Source organism: Acinetobacter sp. TUM15071 (genome assembly GCF_008980925.1).
Lineage (GTDB): Bacteria > Pseudomonadota > Gammaproteobacteria > Pseudomonadales > Moraxellaceae > Acinetobacter > Acinetobacter dispersus.
Window position 1 is genome coordinate 1 of sequence record NZ_BKGB01000022.1, and the last position, 21,631, is coordinate 21,631.

The 21,631-nt window shown below is 38.2% G+C and carries 24 protein-coding genes and 1 tRNA gene; 16 read left to right on the forward strand and 9 right to left on the reverse strand.

Annotation, left to right across the window (positions count from 1 at the left end; genetic code table 11):
- Positions 1–131: 131 nt before the first annotated feature.
- The 3 genes from GBI66_RS16945 to GBI66_RS19665 all read right to left on the reverse strand — a co-directional run bounded on the left by GBI66_RS16945 (position 132) and on the right by GBI66_RS19665 (position 3,158).
- Positions 132–1,163, reverse strand: a complete 1,032-nt coding sequence (locus GBI66_RS16945; RefSeq protein ID WP_151716896.1) for a hypothetical protein — start codon at positions 1,161–1,163, stop codon at positions 132–134.
- Positions 1,164–1,316: 153 nt separating this feature from the next.
- The gene (locus tag GBI66_RS16950; protein ID WP_151716897.1) at positions 1,317–2,354 is read right to left on the reverse strand and encodes a hypothetical protein; all 1,038 of its coding nucleotides are present in this window, start codon (positions 2,352–2,354) and stop codon (positions 1,317–1,319) included.
- Positions 2,355–2,426: 72 nt separating this feature from the next.
- On the reverse strand, positions 2,427–3,158 hold the full coding sequence (locus GBI66_RS19665) for an excalibur calcium-binding domain-containing protein (protein ID WP_215901029.1): 732 nt from the start codon (positions 3,156–3,158) through the stop codon (positions 2,427–2,429).
- A gap of 516 nt (positions 3,159–3,674) precedes the next feature.
- On the opposite strand from GBI66_RS19665, the gene GBI66_RS16960 reads away from it, so the two are divergent.
- Genes GBI66_RS16960 through GBI66_RS19510 form a run of 5 tightly spaced genes read left to right on the forward strand, consistent with a single transcriptional unit; the run spans position 3,675 to position 5,209 of the window.
- Positions 3,675–3,869, forward strand: a complete 195-nt coding sequence (locus tag GBI66_RS16960) for a hypothetical protein (protein ID WP_151716898.1) — start codon at positions 3,675–3,677, stop codon at positions 3,867–3,869.
- On the forward strand, positions 3,866–4,045 hold the full coding sequence (locus tag GBI66_RS16965) for a hypothetical protein (protein WP_151716899.1): 180 nt from the start codon (positions 3,866–3,868) through the stop codon (positions 4,043–4,045). The genes GBI66_RS16960 and GBI66_RS16965 overlap by 4 nt, the downstream gene beginning before the upstream one ends.
- The gene (locus GBI66_RS16970) at positions 4,042–4,719 is read left to right on the forward strand and encodes a hypothetical protein (protein ID WP_151716900.1); all 678 of its coding nucleotides are present in this window, start codon (positions 4,042–4,044) and stop codon (positions 4,717–4,719) included. Before GBI66_RS16965 ends, GBI66_RS16970 begins: the two co-directional genes overlap by 4 nt.
- Positions 4,720–4,728: 9 nt before the next feature.
- The gene (locus tag GBI66_RS16975; RefSeq protein WP_151716901.1) at positions 4,729–5,046 is read left to right on the forward strand and encodes an antA/AntB antirepressor family protein; all 318 of its coding nucleotides are present in this window, start codon (positions 4,729–4,731) and stop codon (positions 5,044–5,046) included.
- Position 5,047: 1 nt separating this feature from the next.
- On the forward strand, positions 5,048–5,209 hold the full coding sequence (locus tag GBI66_RS19510; RefSeq protein WP_005149759.1) for a hypothetical protein: 162 nt from the start codon (positions 5,048–5,050) through the stop codon (positions 5,207–5,209).
- 28 nt (positions 5,210–5,237) lie between these two features.
- Here the strand turns inward: GBI66_RS19510 and GBI66_RS16980 are convergent, their stop codons facing one another.
- The 3 genes from GBI66_RS16980 to GBI66_RS16990 all read right to left on the reverse strand — a co-directional run bounded on the left by GBI66_RS16980 (position 5,238) and on the right by GBI66_RS16990 (position 7,772).
- Positions 5,238–5,888 (reverse strand): hypothetical protein, encoded by a 651-nt coding sequence (locus GBI66_RS16980; protein WP_151716902.1) that lies wholly within the window; start codon positions 5,886–5,888, stop codon positions 5,238–5,240.
- A gap of 6 nt (positions 5,889–5,894) precedes the next feature.
- The gene (locus GBI66_RS16985) at positions 5,895–7,310 is read right to left on the reverse strand and encodes a hypothetical protein (RefSeq protein WP_151716903.1); all 1,416 of its coding nucleotides are present in this window, start codon (positions 7,308–7,310) and stop codon (positions 5,895–5,897) included.
- A 111-nt stretch (positions 7,311–7,421) separates the two neighbouring features.
- The gene (locus tag GBI66_RS16990) at positions 7,422–7,772 is read right to left on the reverse strand and encodes a helix-turn-helix domain-containing protein (RefSeq protein ID WP_151716904.1); all 351 of its coding nucleotides are present in this window, start codon (positions 7,770–7,772) and stop codon (positions 7,422–7,424) included.
- 120 nt (positions 7,773–7,892) lie between these two features.
- Between GBI66_RS16990 and GBI66_RS19515 the strand changes: the two genes are divergently transcribed.
- The 4 genes from GBI66_RS19515 to GBI66_RS17005 all read left to right on the forward strand — a co-directional run bounded on the left by GBI66_RS19515 (position 7,893) and on the right by GBI66_RS17005 (position 11,714).
- Positions 7,893–8,063, forward strand: coding sequence for a hypothetical protein (locus tag GBI66_RS19515; RefSeq protein ID WP_171253783.1), 171 nt, complete (start codon positions 7,893–7,895; stop codon positions 8,061–8,063).
- A gap of 154 nt (positions 8,064–8,217) precedes the next feature.
- A complete protein-coding gene (locus GBI66_RS16995) occupies positions 8,218–8,601 on the forward strand; it encodes an ogr/Delta-like zinc finger family protein (RefSeq protein WP_151716905.1) in 384 nt (127 codons plus the stop codon).
- A 7-nt stretch (positions 8,602–8,608) separates the two neighbouring features.
- Positions 8,609–11,335: a toprim domain-containing protein gene (locus GBI66_RS17000; protein ID WP_151716906.1), complete on the forward strand. Its 2,727-nt coding sequence runs from the start codon at positions 8,609–8,611 to the stop codon at positions 11,333–11,335.
- A 94-nt stretch (positions 11,336–11,429) separates the two neighbouring features.
- Positions 11,430–11,714: a hypothetical protein gene (locus tag GBI66_RS17005; RefSeq protein ID WP_151716907.1), complete on the forward strand. Its 285-nt coding sequence runs from the start codon at positions 11,430–11,432 to the stop codon at positions 11,712–11,714.
- Positions 11,715–11,764: 50 nt separating this feature from the next.
- Here GBI66_RS17005 and GBI66_RS17010 read toward each other — a convergent pair whose 3' ends face one another.
- From GBI66_RS17010 to GBI66_RS17020, 3 genes are all read right to left on the reverse strand, one after another.
- Positions 11,765–12,313 carry a hypothetical protein gene (locus GBI66_RS17010; protein WP_151716908.1) on the reverse strand — a complete coding sequence of 183 codons (549 nt, stop codon included), beginning with the start codon at positions 12,311–12,313 and terminating at the stop codon, positions 11,765–11,767.
- 95 nt (positions 12,314–12,408) lie between these two features.
- Positions 12,409–13,479, reverse strand: a complete 1,071-nt coding sequence (locus GBI66_RS17015; RefSeq protein ID WP_151716909.1) for a site-specific integrase — start codon at positions 13,477–13,479, stop codon at positions 12,409–12,411.
- Positions 13,480–13,664: 185 nt separating this feature from the next.
- A tRNA-Leu gene (locus GBI66_RS17020) sits at positions 13,665–13,751 on the reverse strand.
- 181 nt (positions 13,752–13,932) lie between these two features.
- Between GBI66_RS17020 and queA the strand changes: the two genes are divergently transcribed.
- The 7 genes from queA to secD all read left to right on the forward strand — a co-directional run bounded on the left by queA (position 13,933) and on the right by secD (position 21,631).
- On the forward strand, positions 13,933–14,970 hold the full coding sequence (gene queA / locus GBI66_RS17025; protein ID WP_151716910.1) for a tRNA preQ1(34) S-adenosylmethionine ribosyltransferase-isomerase QueA: 1,038 nt from the start codon (positions 13,933–13,935) through the stop codon (positions 14,968–14,970).
- Between the two features lie 124 nt (positions 14,971–15,094).
- Complete coding sequence (locus GBI66_RS17030; protein WP_228267306.1) at positions 15,095–16,021, forward strand: hypothetical protein; 927 nt, start codon at positions 15,095–15,097, stop codon at positions 16,019–16,021.
- A gap of 105 nt (positions 16,022–16,126) precedes the next feature.
- The gene (locus GBI66_RS17035) at positions 16,127–17,155 is read left to right on the forward strand and encodes a hypothetical protein (protein ID WP_151716912.1); all 1,029 of its coding nucleotides are present in this window, start codon (positions 16,127–16,129) and stop codon (positions 17,153–17,155) included.
- 31 nt (positions 17,156–17,186) lie between these two features.
- Entirely contained in the window at positions 17,187–17,756 is a 570-nt protein-coding gene (locus tag GBI66_RS17040; RefSeq protein ID WP_005193124.1) for a LemA family protein, read from the forward strand.
- 352 nt (positions 17,757–18,108) lie between these two features.
- A complete protein-coding gene (gene tgt, locus GBI66_RS17045; RefSeq protein ID WP_005193126.1) occupies positions 18,109–19,239 on the forward strand; it encodes a tRNA guanosine(34) transglycosylase Tgt in 1,131 nt (376 codons plus the stop codon).
- A 109-nt stretch (positions 19,240–19,348) separates the two neighbouring features.
- Positions 19,349–19,678, forward strand: a complete 330-nt coding sequence (gene yajC / locus GBI66_RS17050; protein WP_005149729.1) for a preprotein translocase subunit YajC — start codon at positions 19,349–19,351, stop codon at positions 19,676–19,678.
- 51 nt (positions 19,679–19,729) lie between these two features.
- On the forward strand, positions 19,730–21,631 hold the full coding sequence (gene secD, locus GBI66_RS17055; RefSeq protein ID WP_151716913.1) for a protein translocase subunit SecD: 1,902 nt from the start codon (positions 19,730–19,732) through the stop codon (positions 21,629–21,631).

Here is a 21,631-nt window from a genome sequence, read left to right on the forward strand (position 1 = left end):
ATCACGTTGTCTTCTCAGACTTTTCTTTTCACCTTTAAGGAAAAATACTTTTAAATACAGGTCATTTGATATAAAAACCCAAACGAACAACGAGAAAAACAAAATATATCCCATAATAAAAATTAGATAATTCATAATTTCTCACCCTTTTCTTGTTTCGCTTTAACCATTTCTGTACTAGCTCTAATAAGTTCAGTTCCAACTTTAATTTGATCTTGTAATACATTACTTAATTTGTCATGCATATTTTCACTTATTTCCTTACCAAAATAATGTGGTGCAAGATCCTTTCTTAAGCTTAATTTATCTTTTTCATCCAAACCTAATACATAAGATGGAAATGCCTGTAACTCTAAGTAAGTTTGATAAGCTTGTTCTGACTTCAAATGATAGAATGATGACATTTTCAAAAAATACGCAATGAGTGAGCCACCAACTATAAATATCGCCAACTTATAAAGTATAAATGCAACAATTTTTACACTATCACTAAAATCAGGTGTTCCATAAAATAAAATTAGAATAAATGTAATACCTAAAGAAGCGTAAAATAAATATTGATATTTTACTGACTTATCATCAAATGTATCTTTTGCATTTAAATATACTGATTCAGCTTCTTGATTTTTAATAAACTGATTAGATTTATCTATTTCTTCAACAAGAGCATATGCTCGTTCTTTTTGATTTTCAAATTCTTTTAAAAGATGAGTCAATTCTTCTCTAAAAAAACTTTCGATAATATTATTCATCTTAGTTTTTTCTCTAGAGAAATACCCCATAAAATTATTAATCAAACTAACCCTGAAATCGATATGATCCAATAAAAAAGATATATCTCTATCATAATTTGAATTAGCATTCCCTCCACCTGTTTTATCAGGATAGGGAATAAATGCTCTAATCTCATCAATTTTATTAATAACATAATTTTTTAAATAGGGATCTAAATCCTCAAACTCATAATTCAAATTTTTTAAATTCGTATAGATTGATTTAATTTTAGCGATATACCTGTTTATATTATTCCTATAAAAAATAATATAAACAGGATCTAATAATTTTTCTAAATTTTCATTATCTTCGGATATGCTTCTAAAAGTCTCGATTAATTCTTCGATGTTAATAATATCTATAAGTTCTTTTGCTTTTTCTTCAGACATTTTTCCCTCATAAAAGTGGTATTTAAATTATATTCTGATTTTACACAACTTAACAAAGTTTGACATCAGTGATCAGCACTTTTTTATTTTAAAAATAAGTACTCTATAAAAAAACCACTCAGCTGAGTGGTCAAATTACTTATAAAATATTGTTCAGTTTTTTGGTTTTTCTTTAGCTTCACCCGATTCTGAAGATGCAACACTCGGTTTCATGGATTTCATAATCTCTGAACTAGTTTTGAATACTTCTAAACTGGTTTTAACTTGTTCAGTCATCAAATCACCAATCTTATCATGCTGCGTTTTATCTAACTCTTTCCCGAAATATTTACTCGCTAGATCTTTATAGATTTCGGCTTGATGATCAGGTGTTACATTCACTAGATACAATGGTAGAGCTTGTAATTCTAAAGATGTCTGATGTGCTTGCTCATGTAACTTTCTAAGATGCGCAGCCTTTCTTAAGAACAAAGTACCTAACGTAATAACTAGCGTTGCCGTCAATATCTTAGAAAATATAAAATTTACTTTCGTTGCTTCACTATATGGGAAATAAGCTAAACAAATTACAGTGATAATTAATGCTGTACCTATTAGCATATAAAAGAAAACTTCATAGTTTCTAGCTGCACTTAAAAAAATATTACTCGCTTGAGAATATATCTGTTCAGTTCTTTGTCCTTCTAATGCCAGCTTTGCAGACTCAACACCTTTTGCACTTTGGGTAGCTTTTTCTACTTCAAGTTCTAGTTTTGATATTAGATCTTTTGACTTTGACTCATTGTTTTCAATCCGTTTAAGTGTATCAAATGATTGCACCAACTCCCTTAATGACATCAAAACATGCCCAAGAGCAGATAAATTTAATTGTATTTGAAGATTTATATTTCTTATTAATTCAAGAAAATCAATTAAAATTTGATTAAAATTCCTACCCAATACTATAAAATTTAGATACTTATGGTGACTTGAAAAAAAACTGTAGAATTCTTCATTAACTTTTTTGGTATTAATTTCAATTCTTTCAATTACTTTATTTCTTCTAACTGTATTCTCAGATTCAATTATAAAGTCTTTGCTATTATTTATTAATATCTTTAATTCATTTGAGACTTCCTCGAATAACTCTTTAAATCGAACAAAATCATATTCTAAATCCTCTCCAAATTGTTCTCCAAAGCTTAATTGCATACTCCCTCCAATTTCTTTTAAATAAAATAATTAACTATAAATTTGCTATTTACTAAAAAAAAAGCATCAAACTCAACCGCAAATACTTTCACAGGGAATTCCATCATCATCCCGATCCAATCTATAATTTCCACATTCCAATGCTTGATAAGCTTGCTTGCAATCACGCATCTCAGTACAACGTGAAGGCAAACCACCACAGCTATTATTGTCTTCCTCACGAAATACCGTTACTTCTTCCTCTTCAGGTTCAACAACAGGCGCTGGCTCATTTACTAAATTATTTTCTAGACTAGGTTCTTGTGAAGTCGTAGAGACAACCTGATTTGATTCAACCGTTGTAGATGCATTTTCATCATTAAAAGGATTATCTTGATTAAGATCATCGTCTACAGGCTTTTCAGTATTTTGAGCAACAACAGGAAGTGGGGTATTTGAAGAGTCGACAGCTTCAGTTGAAGGTTCTGCTCCGAACATAGCCAAAACAAAAGCCAAAATACTCAGAGATACTCCCAATTGTTTCTGTGTCCAAAGTCGACCAGTAGCAGAAAACCGCAGCAGACTAGGATCATTAAATCCAATCCAAGTAATTAAACATGCAATGATAAATACAACGGCTGTCCACGTAGTATCAAAAATTGGAATTGAAAATGCGAATGAAACTAAAGCAATAAAGAAACCAAAACAAATTGCTCCAATTGCAGAAACAATTTTCCAGTACCCTTTAGTAAGCCAATAATGATAAATCTTTTGCCCACAACACCAACCAAAATAACTGGCTAAAACAAATAAAATAAATTTCATATTATTAATTCAATAGCATTAAATTAAATGCCATTAGTCCCCGTAAAAACAGAAAATAAATAAGATTTGAAATACAAAGCAAATCAAACACAATGAAACTATGCACCATCCCACTTTGACCCAATCCATCAGGTCAAAACAATCCAACCCATTGTATCAAAACGAACTAATCTTTCTATCTATAAATAAAATAACAACTAGAAATATAAAAGAATGCCAAAACCAAAAACGCTTGCTTTCAAAAATAAATGTGATTATATTTCTTAAATCACAGCAAAATCTGTGATCAGGCGTGAGAACCTGTTTTATCATCTATCGAGCGAAATCAAAGTCGCTATATGCGGCATTTTTTTTGTCCAATGCATAGTCATGCCCTCGTTATGGCAGTCTATTCAGGGCAGTCGCAAGACTGGCCGTTACTCGATAGAGCGGTATTCTCACCCCTGCTTAGGCTGCCACCATTACCGTGAGAAGTAATGGCGGTAAGTTTTAAAACTTACTATCGAGAAAAAGACTATGACATCACGTTCTTATAGTGCATACACACGCACCTCAAATAATATTATTGAACACACCCCAGTCCTAGATTTACCCACACATCTCGCATTAAAAAAGAAAGCCCAAACACGCAAAAAAATCAAAGACAGCTTGGCATTCATTGCCTATCTGATCATCGCTTACATCCTTATAAATCTAGGCGGTGCAGCATGAGCAGAGTATTTATTTACACCGAACTAGGCACAGAACGAATGTGCAGCACTTGTGGCGAGTTCTATCCTTTTGATGAAGAATTTTTCAATAAAAACGGTATCCGAAACGGTCGCCAACAATGGACATCAAAATGCAAAGCTTGCTTTAGCGAACTATATCGGGGAGCAGCTGCATGAAACTACTCCTACAGCACAACGAATATCCCCTCATCGCTTCGCCTGAATTGGCGAAAGTACTGGGGATCACAGCAGCAACGTTCCTGCAAAAACTCTATTTCTTGATCAGCGAAACACGCAAACGCAAAACTAAAAAGAACCTCACCACCCACAAAGGGCGCAAATGGTGGTTTCACACCTATGAAGAATGGCAAACTACTCTCGGCATGTTTAGCGTCTCAACCATCAAACGCGCAGTCGCAAAACTCAGAGCACTCGGACTCATCCAAGTCGCCAAACTCTCGGAAATCAAATCAGACCGTGTCAACTACTACACCATCGACTACAAAAAATTAAAGACGCTGTTTTGTATAGACATTCCAACACCAAACACGCCTGAACCAAAACCTGTGCCTACACCACACCAGGATAAAATTGTCGGCACAGCAACACCACAAAACCCACCTGCAACACCTGAACAATTGTCAAAACTACCTGACAATCAACGCAAGCTCTACAACCAATTACGCATCTTAAAACTCGACATCACCCATACCGAACCACTCCTCGAAATATGGGCACACAACGCCAAAATGATCAGCGCCTATGTTGCGTCCGCATCATCACGACTGGACATAACCAAATGGCATTGGCACACACCGCAGCAAATACTTCCAAACCATTTACTAGATTGAGGGCGAACCATGAGCATAGAAAAATTAATCATGCGAGTTCAAAATCCGCAGACAAATAAACGACAGCTATTCGTAAGTGCTAAAAAATTACACCGTATTTTAGAGTGCGATGTCTCATATAAAACCTTTATCGAAACCAATATTATATGGTCACGATTAAGAGAAAATATTGATTACCATTTCAACAAAAATCATGACACCTACAACCTGAATATCAGTGCGGTTCAAGCCATTTTAATTATGGAAAATACCGAAATAAGTTGGAGACTTTTCAACGAACTTACAGACCTGATAAATAATGGATTTAACCTTTCAAAAGGGGTATGACATGGATATACAAACAAGATTATCATTACTAGATCAGCACTTATCTTTACTTATTGAATCTACTGAAAATTGTGACTCATTAACTGGCGAGTCTGTCGCTGCAACATTATTTATTATTCAAGAGCAAGTTCGACTCGTTCAAAATTCTATGAATAAAGAGTAAAGAAAAAGCCCTCGAAAGAGGGCTTTCATTATGAGTTAAGTATTTGATCAGCTTCTTTTATTTTTTTAATAAATTCTGCTGCATGATGCAAATTAGATGCCTGTACCATAGCAACAACTGCTGCCATAAAGCTTACAAAACCTAAAATAATCGTACATATAACAAAAATAAAAGGCGTTTTATCAGCCATTAAAAAACTAGAGAACCAAGGTGAAATCAAAAAAGGGATCGAAAAAATAAATGCAAAGAAAAAATACTGAGCATCAAACATTAATATTTGCCTTTTTACTGACCTACCATTTTTTAACTTTAGGCTAAAATTGTTAATGTCAACTTTTCCAAGACTAGGTGAATATATTATAAATTCTTTGCCAACTTTATAATGATGTATGAGTTCATCTAGCTTGATTAAGAATTTTTCATCTAATTGAATTAAGTAGCTTAAAAACTTAAAGTCTATCAATTCAGATTTCACAACATCTTGTGCAGCCCGATCTAATACTAATTTGTTTTTTCCATCTTCTTTTCCATAGAACTCATCAAAAAAACGAATGGTTGCATCTAAGCGAGTCGTGAAATCTTTATGTCTTAAAGATAATACTTCCTCTCTTTTATAAAAAAGCCCTATTACAGCTGCAAGACCTGCAAGTATTGGTATCCAATCTTTTAAGTTTTCCATCTCACATTACTCCTTCACAAATATGTTCGGAATAACGGGCATCCCACACCATTGAGCTATGCTGTTATAACTTCGTCCTAAGCTTTTAATGAGATCTACTGCTTTGCCACCCTTTTCGGCTAAATCGTTTGCCTCTGTACCCACTTCATTTGCTTCTTTTAGAAATTTAGCTAATTTCTTCATACCATTAGAGTCTTTAACATCCTCAGGATTATCTGAGTTTCTATTGTTGTCTAAGGCGTTTTGAATCAGGGCAAGTTTATTCTTCAAAGCATCACTATCGGCAAGATCAATCAACTCCTCTAGGTCATCATTAGATTTTGAGATCTCAGCTTTATGATTAATGACTGTGGATTGCGAGTTATGCAGTTGATTAATGATCGTCACAGGTGGATGAGAAATAGGAGAAAGTGCTTTATCTACGATTTGCTTTAAATCCAAGATTTGCCCCTTTTGTAAAGCAATAATTTCTTTTTGAGACTCAACTTGAAAATTAACTAAATTCAGTTGATTTTTGAGTTCTAAAGCTTTTAAAGGAGATATAGCGAATTCATCAGGGCTTGTTTCCCCTTTTAGCACTAACTCGTACTCGTGTAGAGCCTTTTCAATCGTTTCGATATTTCCATTTTCAGACTGAATTACCATTCGTACATTCAAATCATGCTGTTCGATTCTGACAGTTGCATTTTGTTCAGGATATTTATCTCTTAAAACTGTTCCAAAATAACTCAGAATGCTTAATCCTGCTTGGTAGTATTCTGGTTCAAATGTAATACATCTATCAATTTTAATATTTTGTTCATTATTCATTGAAGTAGCTTGCTCAAGCTCTACTACATCCAACTCTAATTCTTCTAAGCCTATGCCCAAAATTAAAAAAGGTTGCTCAACCCTTAATGGAGAAATCCTTTCTAGATTTTTTTTTACTGATCTTATTGAATATAACTTATTGCTTTTAAAAGAAAGTTTATTTTTATTGCCGAGATATTCTTTGACCACATTGGCACTTATTGAAAAAAGTAATAAAACTGGAATAGAAACATCTGTAATTTTAGAAACATAAGTTATTTCTGAAAATATCCATGACATTACTGATAGATTTGCATTTGAACCACTTAATCCTGCTTTAATAAAACAATTATCTTTAGAAACACCTAAATTATTTATAAAAGCTCTTTCATCAATATTAAAACTTTTGTTTATCCACCCAATGTCAAATAAGCTATTTTCTACTTCTATCCTTATAAAATTTCCTATAGGTGGCTTTTCCCATTTATTTTCTTCATTTAAATCTCCATACATTTCGAATATTCTAGATTTAACCAATTTTAATAATAAACTTATTTCATCGAAGACCTTAGGATGATCTGTCTGTAATTTTTCCCAAGCCCCCATATAACTTATAACATCATTAATATACATTTCTAAACTCTTATAAATTTAACATTGTTAATTTGATGTATTTATAACATTTTTATTATTCTAAAAAAATGTTGAACGAATGAACTTTCTTTCATTCGTTCAAAAGAACGTTTAATCGGTTTTTTTAGCCCCAAAACTATCAGCAAAATTTCTTACCAAAGTTAGCAAAGTCGCATGCTGTGCAGGGTCAACCTGATCCCAAAGTTTTAACAGCTCTTTTGCATCGTCTGAAAGCAGATCAGGACGAGTACGCTCTCCAGTAAGTAAGAACCAAACATCTACCCCTTTTGAATGCAATGCCTCTAAATCATCGTGCCCCATGACACGCTCACCTTTTTCATAGCGAAACACTGCCATCTTTTGTTTGTTCATTAAGGCTGCAAATTCACTTTGCGATAAATCAAGTCTTGATCGCTCGATACGAATACGATCACCCTTTTGATCGGTATTATCATATACCATTTGAGATATACCTATTATTTAAATATCCCAATTGGGATATTATCTGTTTAAACATATACCATCTTAACAAAGTTCTATCTTCACTACAGTCTAAAACTGTCACTAAAAAGGAAACCTGCTATGGCGACTAAAGAGTCTCAAAAAGAAATCCAAATCAGTTTTCGTACCACACCAGAAAATCGTCGCTTGGCTCGCATCGAAGCAGCTAAATGCAACATGTCACTCAATGAATGGATCAAATCTCTGGTCGAATCAAAACTGCCGAAATCAACTTCTTCAAACTCAAAATAATCATAAGAGACGACTTTTTGGCTCATCACAGATTCCGAAGCCAATCGCGTAAATGTTTAGTAAAGAAATGAAACGGACTGTAAAGCGGTAAAAAAATAACAAGTGAGTGTCGTCGGGAGCAACAGATCACTTGGTCGATTCACTAGGGGTAATAATGAGTAAATCTATAGGATTCTATTGTCCGCATTGCGAGCGCAGATTACATGTGACCAGTCGCAAACGTCCATCACCATTACTACATAACATCATTGTCAGCTGCATAAATCCCGACTGTTTAGCTAGCTTTGCTGCTGATCTCGAAATCACACGCACCATCCATAACAGCCTTGCTCCAAAACCTGATCTTTCCCTCACAAAACAAAAGTGGGAGATCGAAATCGAGCTGCAGCTCTTCGCTTTAGAACTACAACCTGAAATTGATCAGTTCCAAAAGAGCTATGTCGAAGGAGCAATCAATGCCTTGTTTTGGGCAAACAAAATTGATCTAGCGACTGCACAAAGCTATCGCAACCGTTTACTACAAATGAAATTGATCTAGGGAACACATGGACATTTTGCAACGTCGAATAGACGAGAGACTTAATCAAATATTTAAGTTCAAAAAAGTGGGCGAATGGTACCGTAGTGGCGTGTGCCCAAAGTGCAACCAAAAAGAAGCCTATACCCATGCGATCACGCCAAAAGTTGTTAAATGTTCACGTATCAACAAATGCAGCTATGAAGAGCACGTCAAAGATATCTGTGAAGACCTTTTCAAAGATTGGTCAGAAGATTTCCCAAAAACCGAAAAAAATCCTAATGCTTCCGCAGATGCCTATATGCAACATGCGAGAGGCTTCGACATTGCCCCACTCAAAGGACGCTATACCCAAGAACTACACCGAGACTTTAAAAATAAAAGTCTAGTCACTGCGACTGTCCGCTTTGAACTTGCGCCAAATATATACTGGGAGCGTTTCATCGATCGGCCTGAACGCTTCGGACGTCAAAAAGCAAACTTCATCGGTGAATGGAAAGGACTGTCATGGACGATCCATGAACTAGATCAACTTTGCAATGCGGGCAGTATTTGGCTCACTGAAGGCATTTTCAACAGTATTGCCCTTGCTCAGTCTGAACTCACAAGCATCAGCACCATGAACAGTGCCAACTACCCTAACCGCCTACTACAGCAAATAGCCAAACGCTGTGAAGAATTACAGAAAGATCGCCCTCGCCTTGTTTGGGCATTAGACAATGACAAAGCAGGTAAAAAATACTTAACCAAACAAATCGAACAAGCCACTGAAGATGGATGGCTTTCGACAGCTGCTCTGCCACCAGTCGGTAAAGACTGGAATGACCTTTTCCAAAACGGACAGCTCACCGAAAAAGACCAGGATAAATATATCCACTGGGGCAAACTACAAATCGCCAAATCTGCTGAAGAAGCAGGCTTACTGATTTACAACTTTTATAACAACAGCCTTGCAAAGTTTTTCTTTAATCACGCATTCCGCACCTACTGGTGGGAACTTGATTTCAAAAAATTTGATCTTGTGATGCGAGCAACTGAAGAAGCACAAGGCTCAGTTCTAAGCGATGAAGAGATCCGACTACAAGCACTCAAAAACAGCTCTTCAGTCATTGAGATCTGCAACGCTCAACTAGATCCACTTTATTTCCAACGCAACGAAATCACCGACGAAAGTTGGTACTACTTCAACATTCAATCGCCTTGGGGTGAAGTGAAAGCAACCTTCACTCCTGAACATATTTCATCACGCAGTAAGTTTAAACCGCGTGTTATGGGTGTTTTATCGGGTGCGATGTGGACTGGTACAGATCAACAGCTCGAAACCTTTATCAAACGTAAAACTGAGCGTTTACGCGAAGTAAAAACCATTGATTTTATTGGCTACAGCAAAGAATACGATGTGTATATTTTTGACCAATATGCTGTGCATAAAGGTCAAGTTATCCCCAAAAATGAGCATGACTATTTCAAAACAAACAAAAAAGAGATCAAGACCTTAGCGTCAACACCAATCATTCATATCAATCCTAAAAAGGAATTTAAGTCGACATGGTGGCGTGACTACTACACCCTAAACGGTGAAACCGGTTTAATACTTTTAGCCTGGTGGACAGGCTCATATTTCGCAGAACAAATCCGAGCGATGCATGCATCCTACCCTTTCTTTGAATTAGTCGGACAGGCAGGTTCAGGTAAATCCACACTGATTGAAATGCTATGGAAATTCAGCGGACGTGAATCTTACGAAGGCTTTGATCCAAACAAATCAACATCAGTGGCGATTTATCGTAATTTTGCCCAAACCTCAAATATGCCAATCGTGCTCATCGAGGGCGACCGAAACGATCAAACAGGATCACAAAAAGCTAAATTTTCATGGGATGAATTAAAAGATGCGTTTAACGGTCGTGCGATTCGTAGTAAAGGCTTAAAAACCGCAGGTAATGAAACATACGAACCACCGTTCCGTGCAGCTGTGATGATCAGCCAAAACACCCCAATCCAAGCATCAGAAGCGATCCTATCACGTACCTTACATATATCGGTGGACATCAAAGGTCACAGTTTAGAGAAGAAAAACATCGCAACTAAACTAACCCAAATGCCATTGGAAGATGCATGCACCTACATGACCTATTGCTTGAGAAATGAAAAGCAAATTTTAGAGACCTATAGTAACAACCTCAAACAGATCGAAGCGGACTTTCATGCCAAAGGCATCACCCACGTCCGTATCGCGCTATGCCATGCTCAAGTCTCAGCAATGATCGATGCTTTAGCAGAACACGTCTTTAAAAAAGAAATCAGTGCAACTGAGATCCAAAATTCAAAAACCATGCTTGAAAACATGGCTCGTCGTCGAGTCGATGAAATTGGTATGGATCACATTTTAGTTCAACAGTTCTGGGATGCTTATGAGTATCTCAACAGCATCAGAACCTCACATTTTCATCTTAATCATTACGAACCAACGGAGGCACATATCGCAATCAATTTAAATGAAGTCTACAAAGTCGCTGCAAAAAACTTTCAAGCTCTACCTGACGTAAATGAAATGCGAACCCTACTACGTACCAGTAAACGCTACAAATTTGTCGAAGCAAACAAATCAATCCGATCCTCTAAATACCCTGCTGACGAAGTCAAAAATATTGGTGATCACACCGATACGAATCCGCTGCAGAGCGATCGAACCGTTAAGTGTTGGATATTCACCAACCCGCATCAAGTTAAACAACCAGGAACAAAAAAATGATGAATATGACCCAAGCCACAATTATTATTAGTAGCTCATCATTTTGCGGAGCTGTTTATTTTTTATCTGAAACTTTACGATAATGGATACAACAATGAGTAATGAAAAATTATTAGAAAAAGTCATTCTAAAAATGCTTCAGCAACTGGATGCTAAACCGATCATCCCGATAGAGCATCAACTCTGGGATCTCGATGACATAGCGAAATATTTTAAATATTCTACCGACTATACCAAACGCCACATCATTACAAACCCTTACTTCCCACCAAGCCGTGATCTACCAACCACTGGCGATCACACTGTCCCAAGATGGCGAGCAAAGGATGTGATTAGTTTTGGGATGGCGTTTGATAAAGCGAATACCACTTATAAATAAGGATCTTATTACGAACTAATTACATGCATATAAAACAACTATTAAGCTGCCTATTCGTTAGCTTGGCTACTGGCTGTGATTTTTTGCAATTTTTGAAGTAGCAAGTTATGACGTAAGTTATTAATTCCACGAAAAATTGATGATAACGAATTCTTAGATTTAAAAGTATTGAAACTATCAAGATATTCAACTTCATAATGTTGCATTGAATCTAAAAATTGCTTCATAAGTTGGTCAAAATTTAGATGAAATTGAAAAAAATCTCCAAACTCTTGAATTCCTTCAATCTCATTAAAGGTTTGAGAATCTAATATCTCAAGTTTTTTGCACGCATCTTCTGCAACATCATTAATTAATTGAACTAATTCATTGATTTTTGCATCAGCAATATTTTTCTCTGAAGTTAAACTTTCTAAGGAATGTCTATTATTAATTTGCTCAACACTCTGATAGTCAGCACTATTGTTGGTATCATTAAAATGGGCAAAAGCATGATCAATAAAATTAGAGTAAGAATCTAGTTTTTCCGTTACAACGTTTTGCCATTCATCAATCTGATCTTTAAAATGCTGTAAATTTCCATAAACTTGGGTAATCATAAGATGCTCTTTAATTAAGTGTTTAGATTTTAAAATTAATTTCTAATTTTATAATTCTTATTTATGGCTCCAACTTCATTTTTCAACACCAAATTTTAAACTTTGTTAAATGAATTTCTTAATCCTTCAGATTGATTCAATTCGTGAACAATCTCATCATTGGTTGGATTGTAATAAACCAAAGCAAACTTGGGATCTTTCCAACCAAAAATCTTACAAAGTGTAAGTGCATTTTTAATACGTTTAGCCATCAAACTCGCAGCTTCATGTCTCGAATCATGAAAGGTTAAATCTGCTTGTTCCAAACCTGCCTGCTTCCTCGCCTTTCTAAATAAAGTATCTCTTGAAGAGTCAGACACTGTGAAAACTTTTGGTGATGCTTTACGATCAATCTTCATGGCCAGTGACCAAAGATGAACCGCAAAATTATCCAATGGAACCGTTCTTGACGAACCATTCTTAGTATCAGGCAACAGGATCTGCTGTTTACTCAATAGAACTTCTCTAGGTAACCGATTAACAATTTCACCTGAGCGCATACCAGTAGCCATCGCAATCAACCAAATTAAAGCGACTTCTTGAGACTTAGTCGTTGGAACAGAACCAGGAACATATTTTAATGCGGCCAACATTCTCTCAACTTCATCTAACTCGATACGACGTTCACGGTTAGTAGGTTTAGGCGGTAGCTTCACTTCTGCCACTGGATTATGCTTAATCCATTTTTTCTCGATACACCAGGAGAAAAACGATGATAAAGTAGAAAAGTCTCGACGCACTGAACTCGCTTTCAGTGGCTTGATTGAACGATTCATCATCGCGTCACGATATTGAGCCAAATAATCCGACTGAAAATTTACCAATGGCCAATCAACATTCGGCAGATGATTTTGAAAATATTTAATCCGCTGCGCTTCTTTCTTTCCAGTTTTTTTATAGCGTGAAACTTCATTGGAGTACTGAGTTAAAGCCTCATGAACGGTCAAAACAATTTTTCTTTTTAAAGCTTCTTCAGTCGAGTTATTCAAAAGAATATCTCGCTCTTTTTCCATCGCCCATTTCAGCACTTCTGTTTTTGTTTTTCTAACTTTGCTGCAACGAATATTTAAAACTCGCAAATCAGCTCGCCAAGAGCCATTCGCTTGCTGATAAACAGACAAACTCATATCTGCACCAAGTCCCTAATTTCCTGAAATAAATCCACAAAAATTTAATGTGGAAAATATGTGGAAATATATACCCGAAAAACCCTAGAAATACCCGAAAAAAACTCAAAGGCCAGAAACGACAAAGCCCCAAGCCTTTGATATATAAGGCTTGGGGCTTTGAATAATCTGTGTAAGCTTTCGCTTGGTCCCGAGGGTCGGACTCGAACCGACACGTCATCTCTGACAGCGGATTTTGAGTCCGCCGCGTCTACCAATTTCACCACCTCGGGAAGAGTGCGATGCTTTGTGTTGCGTATAATAACCTGTTTGATTTTATTGTCAAACACTAACTCACGCTTATTGCTCACTTTTAAATCACTCAGATATTTTTCTGCTTATAAACACGCGAACTCAGCGAGAAAACGCAAAAAAGACTATACTACACCCAATTTTTTGCAATGTTTTAGATGTATGCAACTCTCCGACTTTTCGTTTGATCTCCCCGATGAACTTATTGCTCGCTACCCCTTAGACAGTCGTAGCGCATCTCGCCTGCTGCATATCGATGCGCAAGGCCAATATCACGACCATGCCTTTACCGATATTCTCGATCTACTTGAAGACGGTGATTTATTGGTACTAAATGACACCAAAGTCATGAAAGCACGCTTAAAAGGTAAACGTGCTACAGGCGGAGCTATCGAAGTTCTGGTTGAGCGCATGCTGGATACCCACACTGCACATTGCCATATCAAATCAAGTAACTCCCCTAAAGCAGGCGCAGAACTGTATATTGGTGAAGATGCTGTTCCTGTCACCGTACAAGGTCGCCATGAAAATCTATTTGTGGTGAAATTTTCACAACCGATTTTGTCGATACTGGATCAATACGGTCAGCTGCCGATTCCACCTTATTTCAATCGTGAAGCCGAAGAGATTGATACTGAACGTTATCAAACTGTTTTCCACGATCCTGAAAAAATTGCCAGTGTTGCAGCGCCAACTGCGAGTCTGCATTTCGACCAAGGCTTATTAGAAAAACTAGCAGCCAAAGGCGTGCAAAAAACCTTTGTCACGCTACATGTCGGTGCAGGAACGTTTATGCCTGTGCGTACCACAGACATTACCAATCACATTATGCACAGTGAATGGTGTGATGTACCACAAGCCACGATTGACCTGATTTTGGCAACCAAAGCGCGTGGTAATAAAGTCATTGCTGTGGGAACCACGGCGACCCGTGCCCTCGAAAGTGCAGCACAAGCCAATCAAGGCCAAATTGCAGCATGGACTGGTGATACCCAAATCTTTATCTATCCAGGTTATCAATTCTGTATTGTGGATCGTTTGATTACCAATTTCCATTTACCAGAATCGACCTTACTGATGTTGGTTTCAGCACTTTCCAATCGAGATAATATCTTGGCTGCTTATACCCATGCAGTTGAACAACGTTATCGCTTTTTTAGTTATGGCGATGCGATGTTGGTGGATAAACTCGACGCTTAAAACAGACCAATAGGCTAAATTCAGATTTAGCCTATTTTTTTCAGAATAATGATTTAAAAAAACTATGCCATTTATATCTCAAAAGATTCAAAAAACCTTTCAGAATCAATTCAGGCATAATCAGGTGACCTTAGAAAATATTGAGGCCATCCGCCAGTTGCTTGAGGAACGCCCCACACCCGACACGCTTATTTATCGCTTAAAACACTGGCAAGGCGAGCAAAACCTGTATATCAAGAATTACCTGAACTGGGCGATGACCACACTTAGTCTGATTTTTTTATTGACTGGCCTTTTGTTCTCAGGCTACTACCTGATTGTTTGTGTGGTTCTGTTTGCTTTTGGCCTGCGTTATCGCATTCCGACCACTGAGCTGGAAAACTTGAAACAGGAACTCAGACTTTATCTGCTGGAACAGACCTATCAGGTGCGGTTTGATCATGAAAACACACCATTAAACCATGCATTACAGGATCATCCCTTATTTCAACTCGGTGATAAAGACAATACCGTTACAACCTTGCTTGTTGGGCAAATGGCAATCAAACAAAAGACCTATGATTATTCAGTCTTTAAATATCGTTACGCTTATTCTGTCGAAAAAACTGATGAGCAAGGTCGAACCTTCTATGAAACTCACCATTCTAATCTATGGGGTGTGCTCATGGAGAGTTTTCCCTATAAAGGTGTTAGTATTTCAGCCGCGTATAAAAGCCGTTGTCATCTTGGCATTGAATGGCAGTCCAGTGATATCCGTTTTAATCAAAAGTACCAGCAAAGTGGTGTCAGTGAATTTGAGTTTGTGAAATTCTTAACACCAGAGCGCTTACTGGCACTTGAGCACCTGATGCTGGCTTTTCATAGTGATTTTTATGTCGACCCCCACACTGGCCTGATGTGCTGGTTACTCAATGAATCGCCTTTAGACGAAAATAATTATTTATTTCAGGCAATCACGGTGCATGAACTGGCTGAAAAGCTGGAACAATTGCAAATGCCAAAACTTCAACGTTTACAAGATGCTTTCTCCAGTCTGCTCATGACGCTCTAACCTCATTTATAATGGTTAAAACAACCCGCAAGGTACTTCTTAGTTTCTGAAATTTAAAGCATAATTCAAACAAGACCAACCCATTATAATGAAACGATTATTTCCATGCCAATCGACACTGTACAACAAGCGCTGCATATCAGACGTAAAAAAAATGCGCAGGTTTTTCACAATATTGCTCGGCTGTGGGAAGCTGGACAAAAGTCCCATAGTGATCAAGCTTTGCTAGATGCTTTGCACCCGTGGCGTGACGATCATAGTCTACGTTTTTTTAATGTGCTACCCTACTTACTGGGTATAATTAGTGTTGGCACCTTGGTGTTTGGTTATTTTCTACATCCGCATATTCAATACATCTGGAGTTTACTAGGCGCATTTTTGACAGGTTTTCTGGCCTATTTGCTCTATGAACCACAAGAGCCATTAACACGCGTCATTCATTATTTAGAAGAACGTATGACGGTATTACGCTATGGTTTGCAGTTCCAACAATTGCCGGCTTATTTACCCATTCAAGCGCAGCCACTTTTGGTCATCAGCAAACTAAAGCAACATTTCCCCTTATTCAATCGCGGCAATGAAGCTAACGAGATTACCCAATACGCGTCGACCACATGGCATGATGGCAACACAACCCACCAAGTACTGCTATTTCAATATCACTATGTCAGTGAAATGCCGATCCTTCAGGATCAGAGCAGCGATAAAAAAATCGTTAAAGAAATCCATAAAGATTTATGGGGCGCGTTTATTTTTCAAATGCCAGCCTTAGGTATTGCTGTAAGCAATCAACGTTCTCGTTTTTTTGAACCTTACACCAGTTCATGGCAAAGCAGCGATATTTTGATTAACCAAGAATTGAATATTTTTGGCTTAGATCAACACCGACTCGCAAAAGAGGCAAGCCCTAGCCTGACCTTAAAGTTACATGATTTTTTTCAACATTTTACAGGTGATTTAATTTATCATCATGAAGAGCAAATCATGTGTTACGTAGGCGAACAAAATCTTTTCCAAACCGCCAGTAAACGTAGTGAAATAAACGATATTCCAGCATTACGTGGACATTTAAGAACCATGACCATGCCGCAATATCAAAAGTTTCAACAGCTCATGCTGAATTTAATTAGCTAATCATTTAGCGATAACAATAAGGGGAATAGCGATGACAGGTTTACTGATCTTTTTGGGGATTTTTGTGGTACTGATCGTATGGGGCGTTTCTATTCGCAACAACATCGTACGGTATTTTAATGCCACCAAACGGGCATGGTCAGAAGTCGCCAATTTCGAACGTCAAAAAGTAAAGACGTTGGAAGCCTTGGAAGCAACACTGGATCAATATACCCAGTTTGAAAAATCCACACTGGAAAAAGTCACTGAGTTGCGTCAGCAGATTCTTAACCTGAATGTGAATGACACGGATATTTCTCAGTTACAACAGATTGAAAAAATGAGTAAGGAACTGATTCGTAGTTTGAATGTGGTGGTTGAAAATTATCCTGAACTGAAAGCGGATGCGCTGTATAGCAAGATGATGGATGACATTCAGGAACAAAACGAAAATGTCGGTGCAGCCATCACCATCTTTAACCGCAACGTGGAATTATTTAATAACCAGATCGAAGTGTTCCCGAATAATCTGATCAATACCCTGACTTTATCGAAGAAAGCCATTCGCCCGTTTAAGGATAATCTGGCGACTGAAAACTTTGACTATAAGCCGAATTTTTAATGCTTTAGTACTGATCACTGCAGTCCATTTTTTATAAGCGGAAAATCATTCAGTTTGATGCTTTAGATTTACTTATCTTAGCTCATAAATCCTCCTTCCTTGCGCTGCTACAATCGCAGCTCACCTTTAAAAAGGAGGGAGCACTTGAGTTTATCGTCAGATAATATTGCCTTTTATCCCCCTCTTTTTAAAGAGGGGTTAGGGGAGATTATTATTTTTTGGTTATGGCTACATTTAGTAGTAGAACTACACGCCATAATCGGGGAAAATAGCCGCTTTCGATCAGCGAACTGTTTTTTCGCCTTCTTGCGCTGCAATCAAAGTAGCACTTCGATCTTGCTCAGGTTATTACATGAAATTTGAAAAATTAGGCCAGTCGGGGCGCGCCCGTCGTGGTCGACTTACTTTAGAACATGGTGTGGTTGAAACCCCTGTGTTTATGCCAGTGGGTACTTATGGTACGGTTAAAGGCATGCTCCCTCGTGACATTGAAGAAATTCAGGCACAAATTATCTTAGGAAATACCTTCCACTTGTACCTACGTCCAGGTTTAGAAGTGATTAAAGAGCATGGCGGTCTGCATGAGTTTATCCGATGGGATAAACCAATTTTGACCGACTCAGGCGGTTTCCAAGTCTTTAGCTTGGGCGCCATGCGTAAAATCAAAGAAGAAGGTGTGACCTTCCGCTCTCCGATTGATGGTTCAAAGGTGTTCTTGTCTCCAGAAATTTCAATGGAGATCCAACATGTATTGAACTCAGATATCGTGATGATCTTTGATGAATGTACGCCTTACCCTGCAACCCATGAAGAAGCGCAAAAATCATTGCAGCTTTCTTTACGTTGGGCTAAACGCTGTAAAACCCACCACCATGATGAACTTAAGAATAAAAATGCCTTATTCGGCATTATTCAAGGTGGCATGTACGAAGACCTTCGTGATGAGTCACTCACTGGCTTGTTAGAAGTTGGTTTTGATGGTTATGCAATTGGTGGCTTATCGGTCGGTGAACCGAAAGAAGAAATGATCAAGGTACTTGATTATCTGCCAAACAAAATGCCACAAGATAAACCACGTTATTTAATGGGTGTGGGTAAACCAGAAGACATCGTGGAAGCGGTTCGTCGTGGCGTCGATATGTTTGACTGCGTGATGCCAACCCGTAATGCACGTAATGGTCATTATTTTGTCACCGATGGTTTAGTCAGAATCCGTAATAGTCGCTACCGTCATGATCAAGGGCCTTTGGACCCACATTGTGATTGCTACACTTGTAAAAACTTCAGTCGTGCCTATTTATATCATTTAGAGAAGTGTGGTGAGATGCTGGCATCGATGCTCGGCACAATCCACAACTTGCGTTACTACCAACGCCTGACGCAAGGTATGCGTGATGCATTGGACAATGGCACATTTGATGAATACGTTCAGGACTTTTATGCGCGTCGTGGATTAGACGTTCCACCATGTCCAGAGGACTGATGTAAAGTAAATGCATCAAGATTTGCGCCTGATCGCAAGACAAGGTACATTGCAAAACGAATTGGAATTTATTGTTAATTTTTTGGCTTTTTAATTTTAGGAAAACGAAATGAGCTTCTTAATCTCTACTGCTCACGCTGCGCCTGCGGCTGCACAAGGTCCAAGCCTGATGGCAAACATCTTGATGATTGCTGTCTTTATCGCAATCTTCTATTTCTTGATCTGGAGACCTCAAGCGAAACGTGCTAAAGAACACCGTTCTTTGATCGAAAGCTTAGGCGTAGGCAGTGAAATCGTGTTTGCTGGTGGTTTAATGGGGAGAATTACCAAACTTGAAGGTGACTTTGCAGTAGTTGAACTCGCTCGTGGTGTTGATGTAAAAATTCAACGTGCGAGTGTCATTTCAGTCTTACCTGAAGGCACACTAAATAACCTTTAATCATAAAATAGTCGTGCCTCAGCACGACTTTTTCATTTAAGAAGAAAGCAAATGCGTTACCCTGCATGGAAATATTTGCTGATCCTTGTAGTACTTGTGATCAGTACGTTATATGCACTTCCAAGTCTGTATCCAGATGAACCTGCTGTCCAAATTTCTGGAGCAAAAGCAGGCACGAAAATTGATCAGACCATAGTGCAAAAAGCTGAGCAGATTTTAAAAACTGCCGACATTAGCAGTCATGACAATAGCTTCACCAACAACGCGGCCTTATTACGCTTAAACTCTTCTGAAGAACAGTTAAAAGCCAAAGAAGTATTACGCCGTGATTTAGGTGAAGATTACGTTGTTGCACTCAACCTTGCGCCGACCACACCAGAATGGTTGCAAAAGATTGGGGCAAAACCGATGAAACTCGGTTTGGACTTACGTGGTGGTGTACACTTCTTGCTCGAAGTCGACATGGATAAAGCAATTAGTCAGCGTATGGAAACATCTGCAACTGATTTGCGTCGTCAATTTCGTGATAACAAAATTAAATTCAATAACCTTGCGCTAAGCAACAATACCATTACGGTCCAGTTTTCTAGCAATGCAGACCGTGATGCTGCGACTGATTTTTTACGTCGTAATGGCAATGAGTTTACGCAACAAGCTGTTGCCACTTCATCTGGTGCAACCTTAAGACTGAGTTATACCGATGCACGTCGTCAGGAAATTCAATCTTATGCAGTCAATCAGAACTTAACTACCTTACGTAACCGTATTAACGAACTCGGTGTGGCAGAAGCACTGGTACAAACCCAAGGTAGCAACCGAATTGTGGTTGAATTGCCCGGTGTACAAGATACTGCGGAAGCAAAACGTGTTTTGGGTCGTACAGCGAACTTAGAGTTCCGTTTGGTTGCTGACAGCAATGATCAATATATCGATCCATATACGGGTAAATATAATGGTCAGCCACTTCCTCCAGGCACTGAAGTATTTGCTTATCAGTCTTTAGACAGTGGTCGTCAATTGCTATTGCAACGTAACCGTATTTTGACAGGTGAACGTGTCCAAAATGCAAGCTCTGGCTTTAGCCAAGACTCTGGTGGTGCAGAAGTAAACATCACTCTAGATTCTTCGGGTGGTAAGCTGATGGCTGATGCAACCCGTGGTGCTGTTGGCAAACGTATGGCTGTTTTGTTTATCGAAAATAAACAAAAAATCTCTTATGTTGCTGATCCAAACACAGGTGTGCAAACTGAAGTTCGTACCCCATATACCGAATCTGTCGTGATCAACGCTGCGACCATTCAAGCGGTATTGGGTTCACAATTCCGTATCACTGGTCTAGATTCACCACAAGAAGCAGCAGAACTTGCTTTGATGCTTCGTGCAGGTGCATTAGCTGCGCCAATGTACTTCGTTGAAGAACGTGTTGTTGGTCCAAGCCTTGGTCAAGAAAACATTGACAAGGGTGTATTATCGACCCAAATCGGCTTCTTGCTGGTTGCGATCTGGATGGTTGTGTTCTTCCGTTTATTCGGTTTGATTGCGAACTTTGCCTTAGTCTTTAACCTTGCCATGATCTTAACGGTGATGTCTTGGATTGGAGCTTCCCTCACCCTGCCGGGTATTGCCGGTATCGTAATTACCATTGGTATGGCGGTCGATGCCAACGTACTAATCTGTGAACGAATACGAGAGGAAATGCTCTGGGGCGCCTCGCCAAAACAAGCAATTGTCGCAGGTTATGATCGGGCCTATAACACCATTCTTGACTCGAACTTAACCACTTTCATTGTTGCGTTTATTTTATTCGCTATTGGTACAGGTCCGATCAAAGGCTTCGCAGTCACCTTGATGATCGGTATTATTTGTTCGATGTTTACTGCAATTACCGTAACACGTGCAATCGTACAGCTCATTTATGGCAAGCGCCGTAATTTGACCAAGTTGAGTATTTAA

Bases quoted from the DNA above. Each gene is read 5' to 3' on its own strand.
- GBI66_RS16945 (WP_151716896.1), bottom strand. From the start codon at position 1,163: ATGTCTGAAGAAAAAGCAAAAGAACTTATAGATATTATTAACATCGAA.
- GBI66_RS16950 (WP_151716897.1), bottom strand. From the start codon at position 2,354: ATGCAATTAAGCTTTGGAGAACAATTTGGAGAGGATTTAGAATATGAT.
- GBI66_RS19665 (WP_215901029.1), bottom strand. From the start codon at position 3,158: ATGAAATTTATTTTATTTGTTTTAGCCAGTTATTTTGGTTGGTGTTGT.
- GBI66_RS16960 (WP_151716898.1), top strand. From the start codon at position 3,675: ATGACATCACGTTCTTATAGTGCATACACACGCACCTCAAATAATATT.
- GBI66_RS16965 (WP_151716899.1), top strand. From the start codon at position 3,866: ATGAGCAGAGTATTTATTTACACCGAACTAGGCACAGAACGAATGTGC.
- GBI66_RS16970 (WP_151716900.1), top strand. From the start codon at position 4,042: ATGAAACTACTCCTACAGCACAACGAATATCCCCTCATCGCTTCGCCT.
- GBI66_RS16975 (WP_151716901.1), top strand. From the start codon at position 4,729: ATGAGCATAGAAAAATTAATCATGCGAGTTCAAAATCCGCAGACAAAT.
- GBI66_RS19510 (WP_005149759.1), top strand. From the start codon at position 5,048: ATGGATATACAAACAAGATTATCATTACTAGATCAGCACTTATCTTTA.
- GBI66_RS16980 (WP_151716902.1), bottom strand. From the start codon at position 5,888: ATGGAAAACTTAAAAGATTGGATACCAATACTTGCAGGTCTTGCAGCT.
- GBI66_RS16985 (WP_151716903.1), bottom strand. From the start codon at position 7,310: ATGTATATTAATGATGTTATAAGTTATATGGGGGCTTGGGAAAAATTA.
- GBI66_RS16990 (WP_151716904.1), bottom strand. From the start codon at position 7,772: ATGGTATATGATAATACCGATCAAAAGGGTGATCGTATTCGTATCGAG.
- GBI66_RS19515 (WP_171253783.1), top strand. From the start codon at position 7,893: ATGGCGACTAAAGAGTCTCAAAAAGAAATCCAAATCAGTTTTCGTACC.
- GBI66_RS16995 (WP_151716905.1), top strand. From the start codon at position 8,218: ATGAGTAAATCTATAGGATTCTATTGTCCGCATTGCGAGCGCAGATTA.
- GBI66_RS17000 (WP_151716906.1), top strand. From the start codon at position 8,609: ATGGACATTTTGCAACGTCGAATAGACGAGAGACTTAATCAAATATTT.
- GBI66_RS17005 (WP_151716907.1), top strand. From the start codon at position 11,430: ATGAGTAATGAAAAATTATTAGAAAAAGTCATTCTAAAAATGCTTCAG.
- GBI66_RS17010 (WP_151716908.1), bottom strand. From the start codon at position 12,313: ATGATTACCCAAGTTTATGGAAATTTACAGCATTTTAAAGATCAGATT.
- GBI66_RS17015 (WP_151716909.1), bottom strand. From the start codon at position 13,479: ATGAGTTTGTCTGTTTATCAGCAAGCGAATGGCTCTTGGCGAGCTGAT.
- queA (WP_151716910.1), top strand. From the start codon at position 13,933: ATGCAACTCTCCGACTTTTCGTTTGATCTCCCCGATGAACTTATTGCT.
- GBI66_RS17035 (WP_151716912.1), top strand. From the start codon at position 16,127: ATGCCAATCGACACTGTACAACAAGCGCTGCATATCAGACGTAAAAAA.
- GBI66_RS17040 (WP_005193124.1), top strand. From the start codon at position 17,187: ATGACAGGTTTACTGATCTTTTTGGGGATTTTTGTGGTACTGATCGTA.
- tgt (WP_005193126.1), top strand. From the start codon at position 18,109: ATGAAATTTGAAAAATTAGGCCAGTCGGGGCGCGCCCGTCGTGGTCGA.
- yajC (WP_005149729.1), top strand. From the start codon at position 19,349: ATGAGCTTCTTAATCTCTACTGCTCACGCTGCGCCTGCGGCTGCACAA.
- secD (WP_151716913.1), top strand. From the start codon at position 19,730: ATGCGTTACCCTGCATGGAAATATTTGCTGATCCTTGTAGTACTTGTG.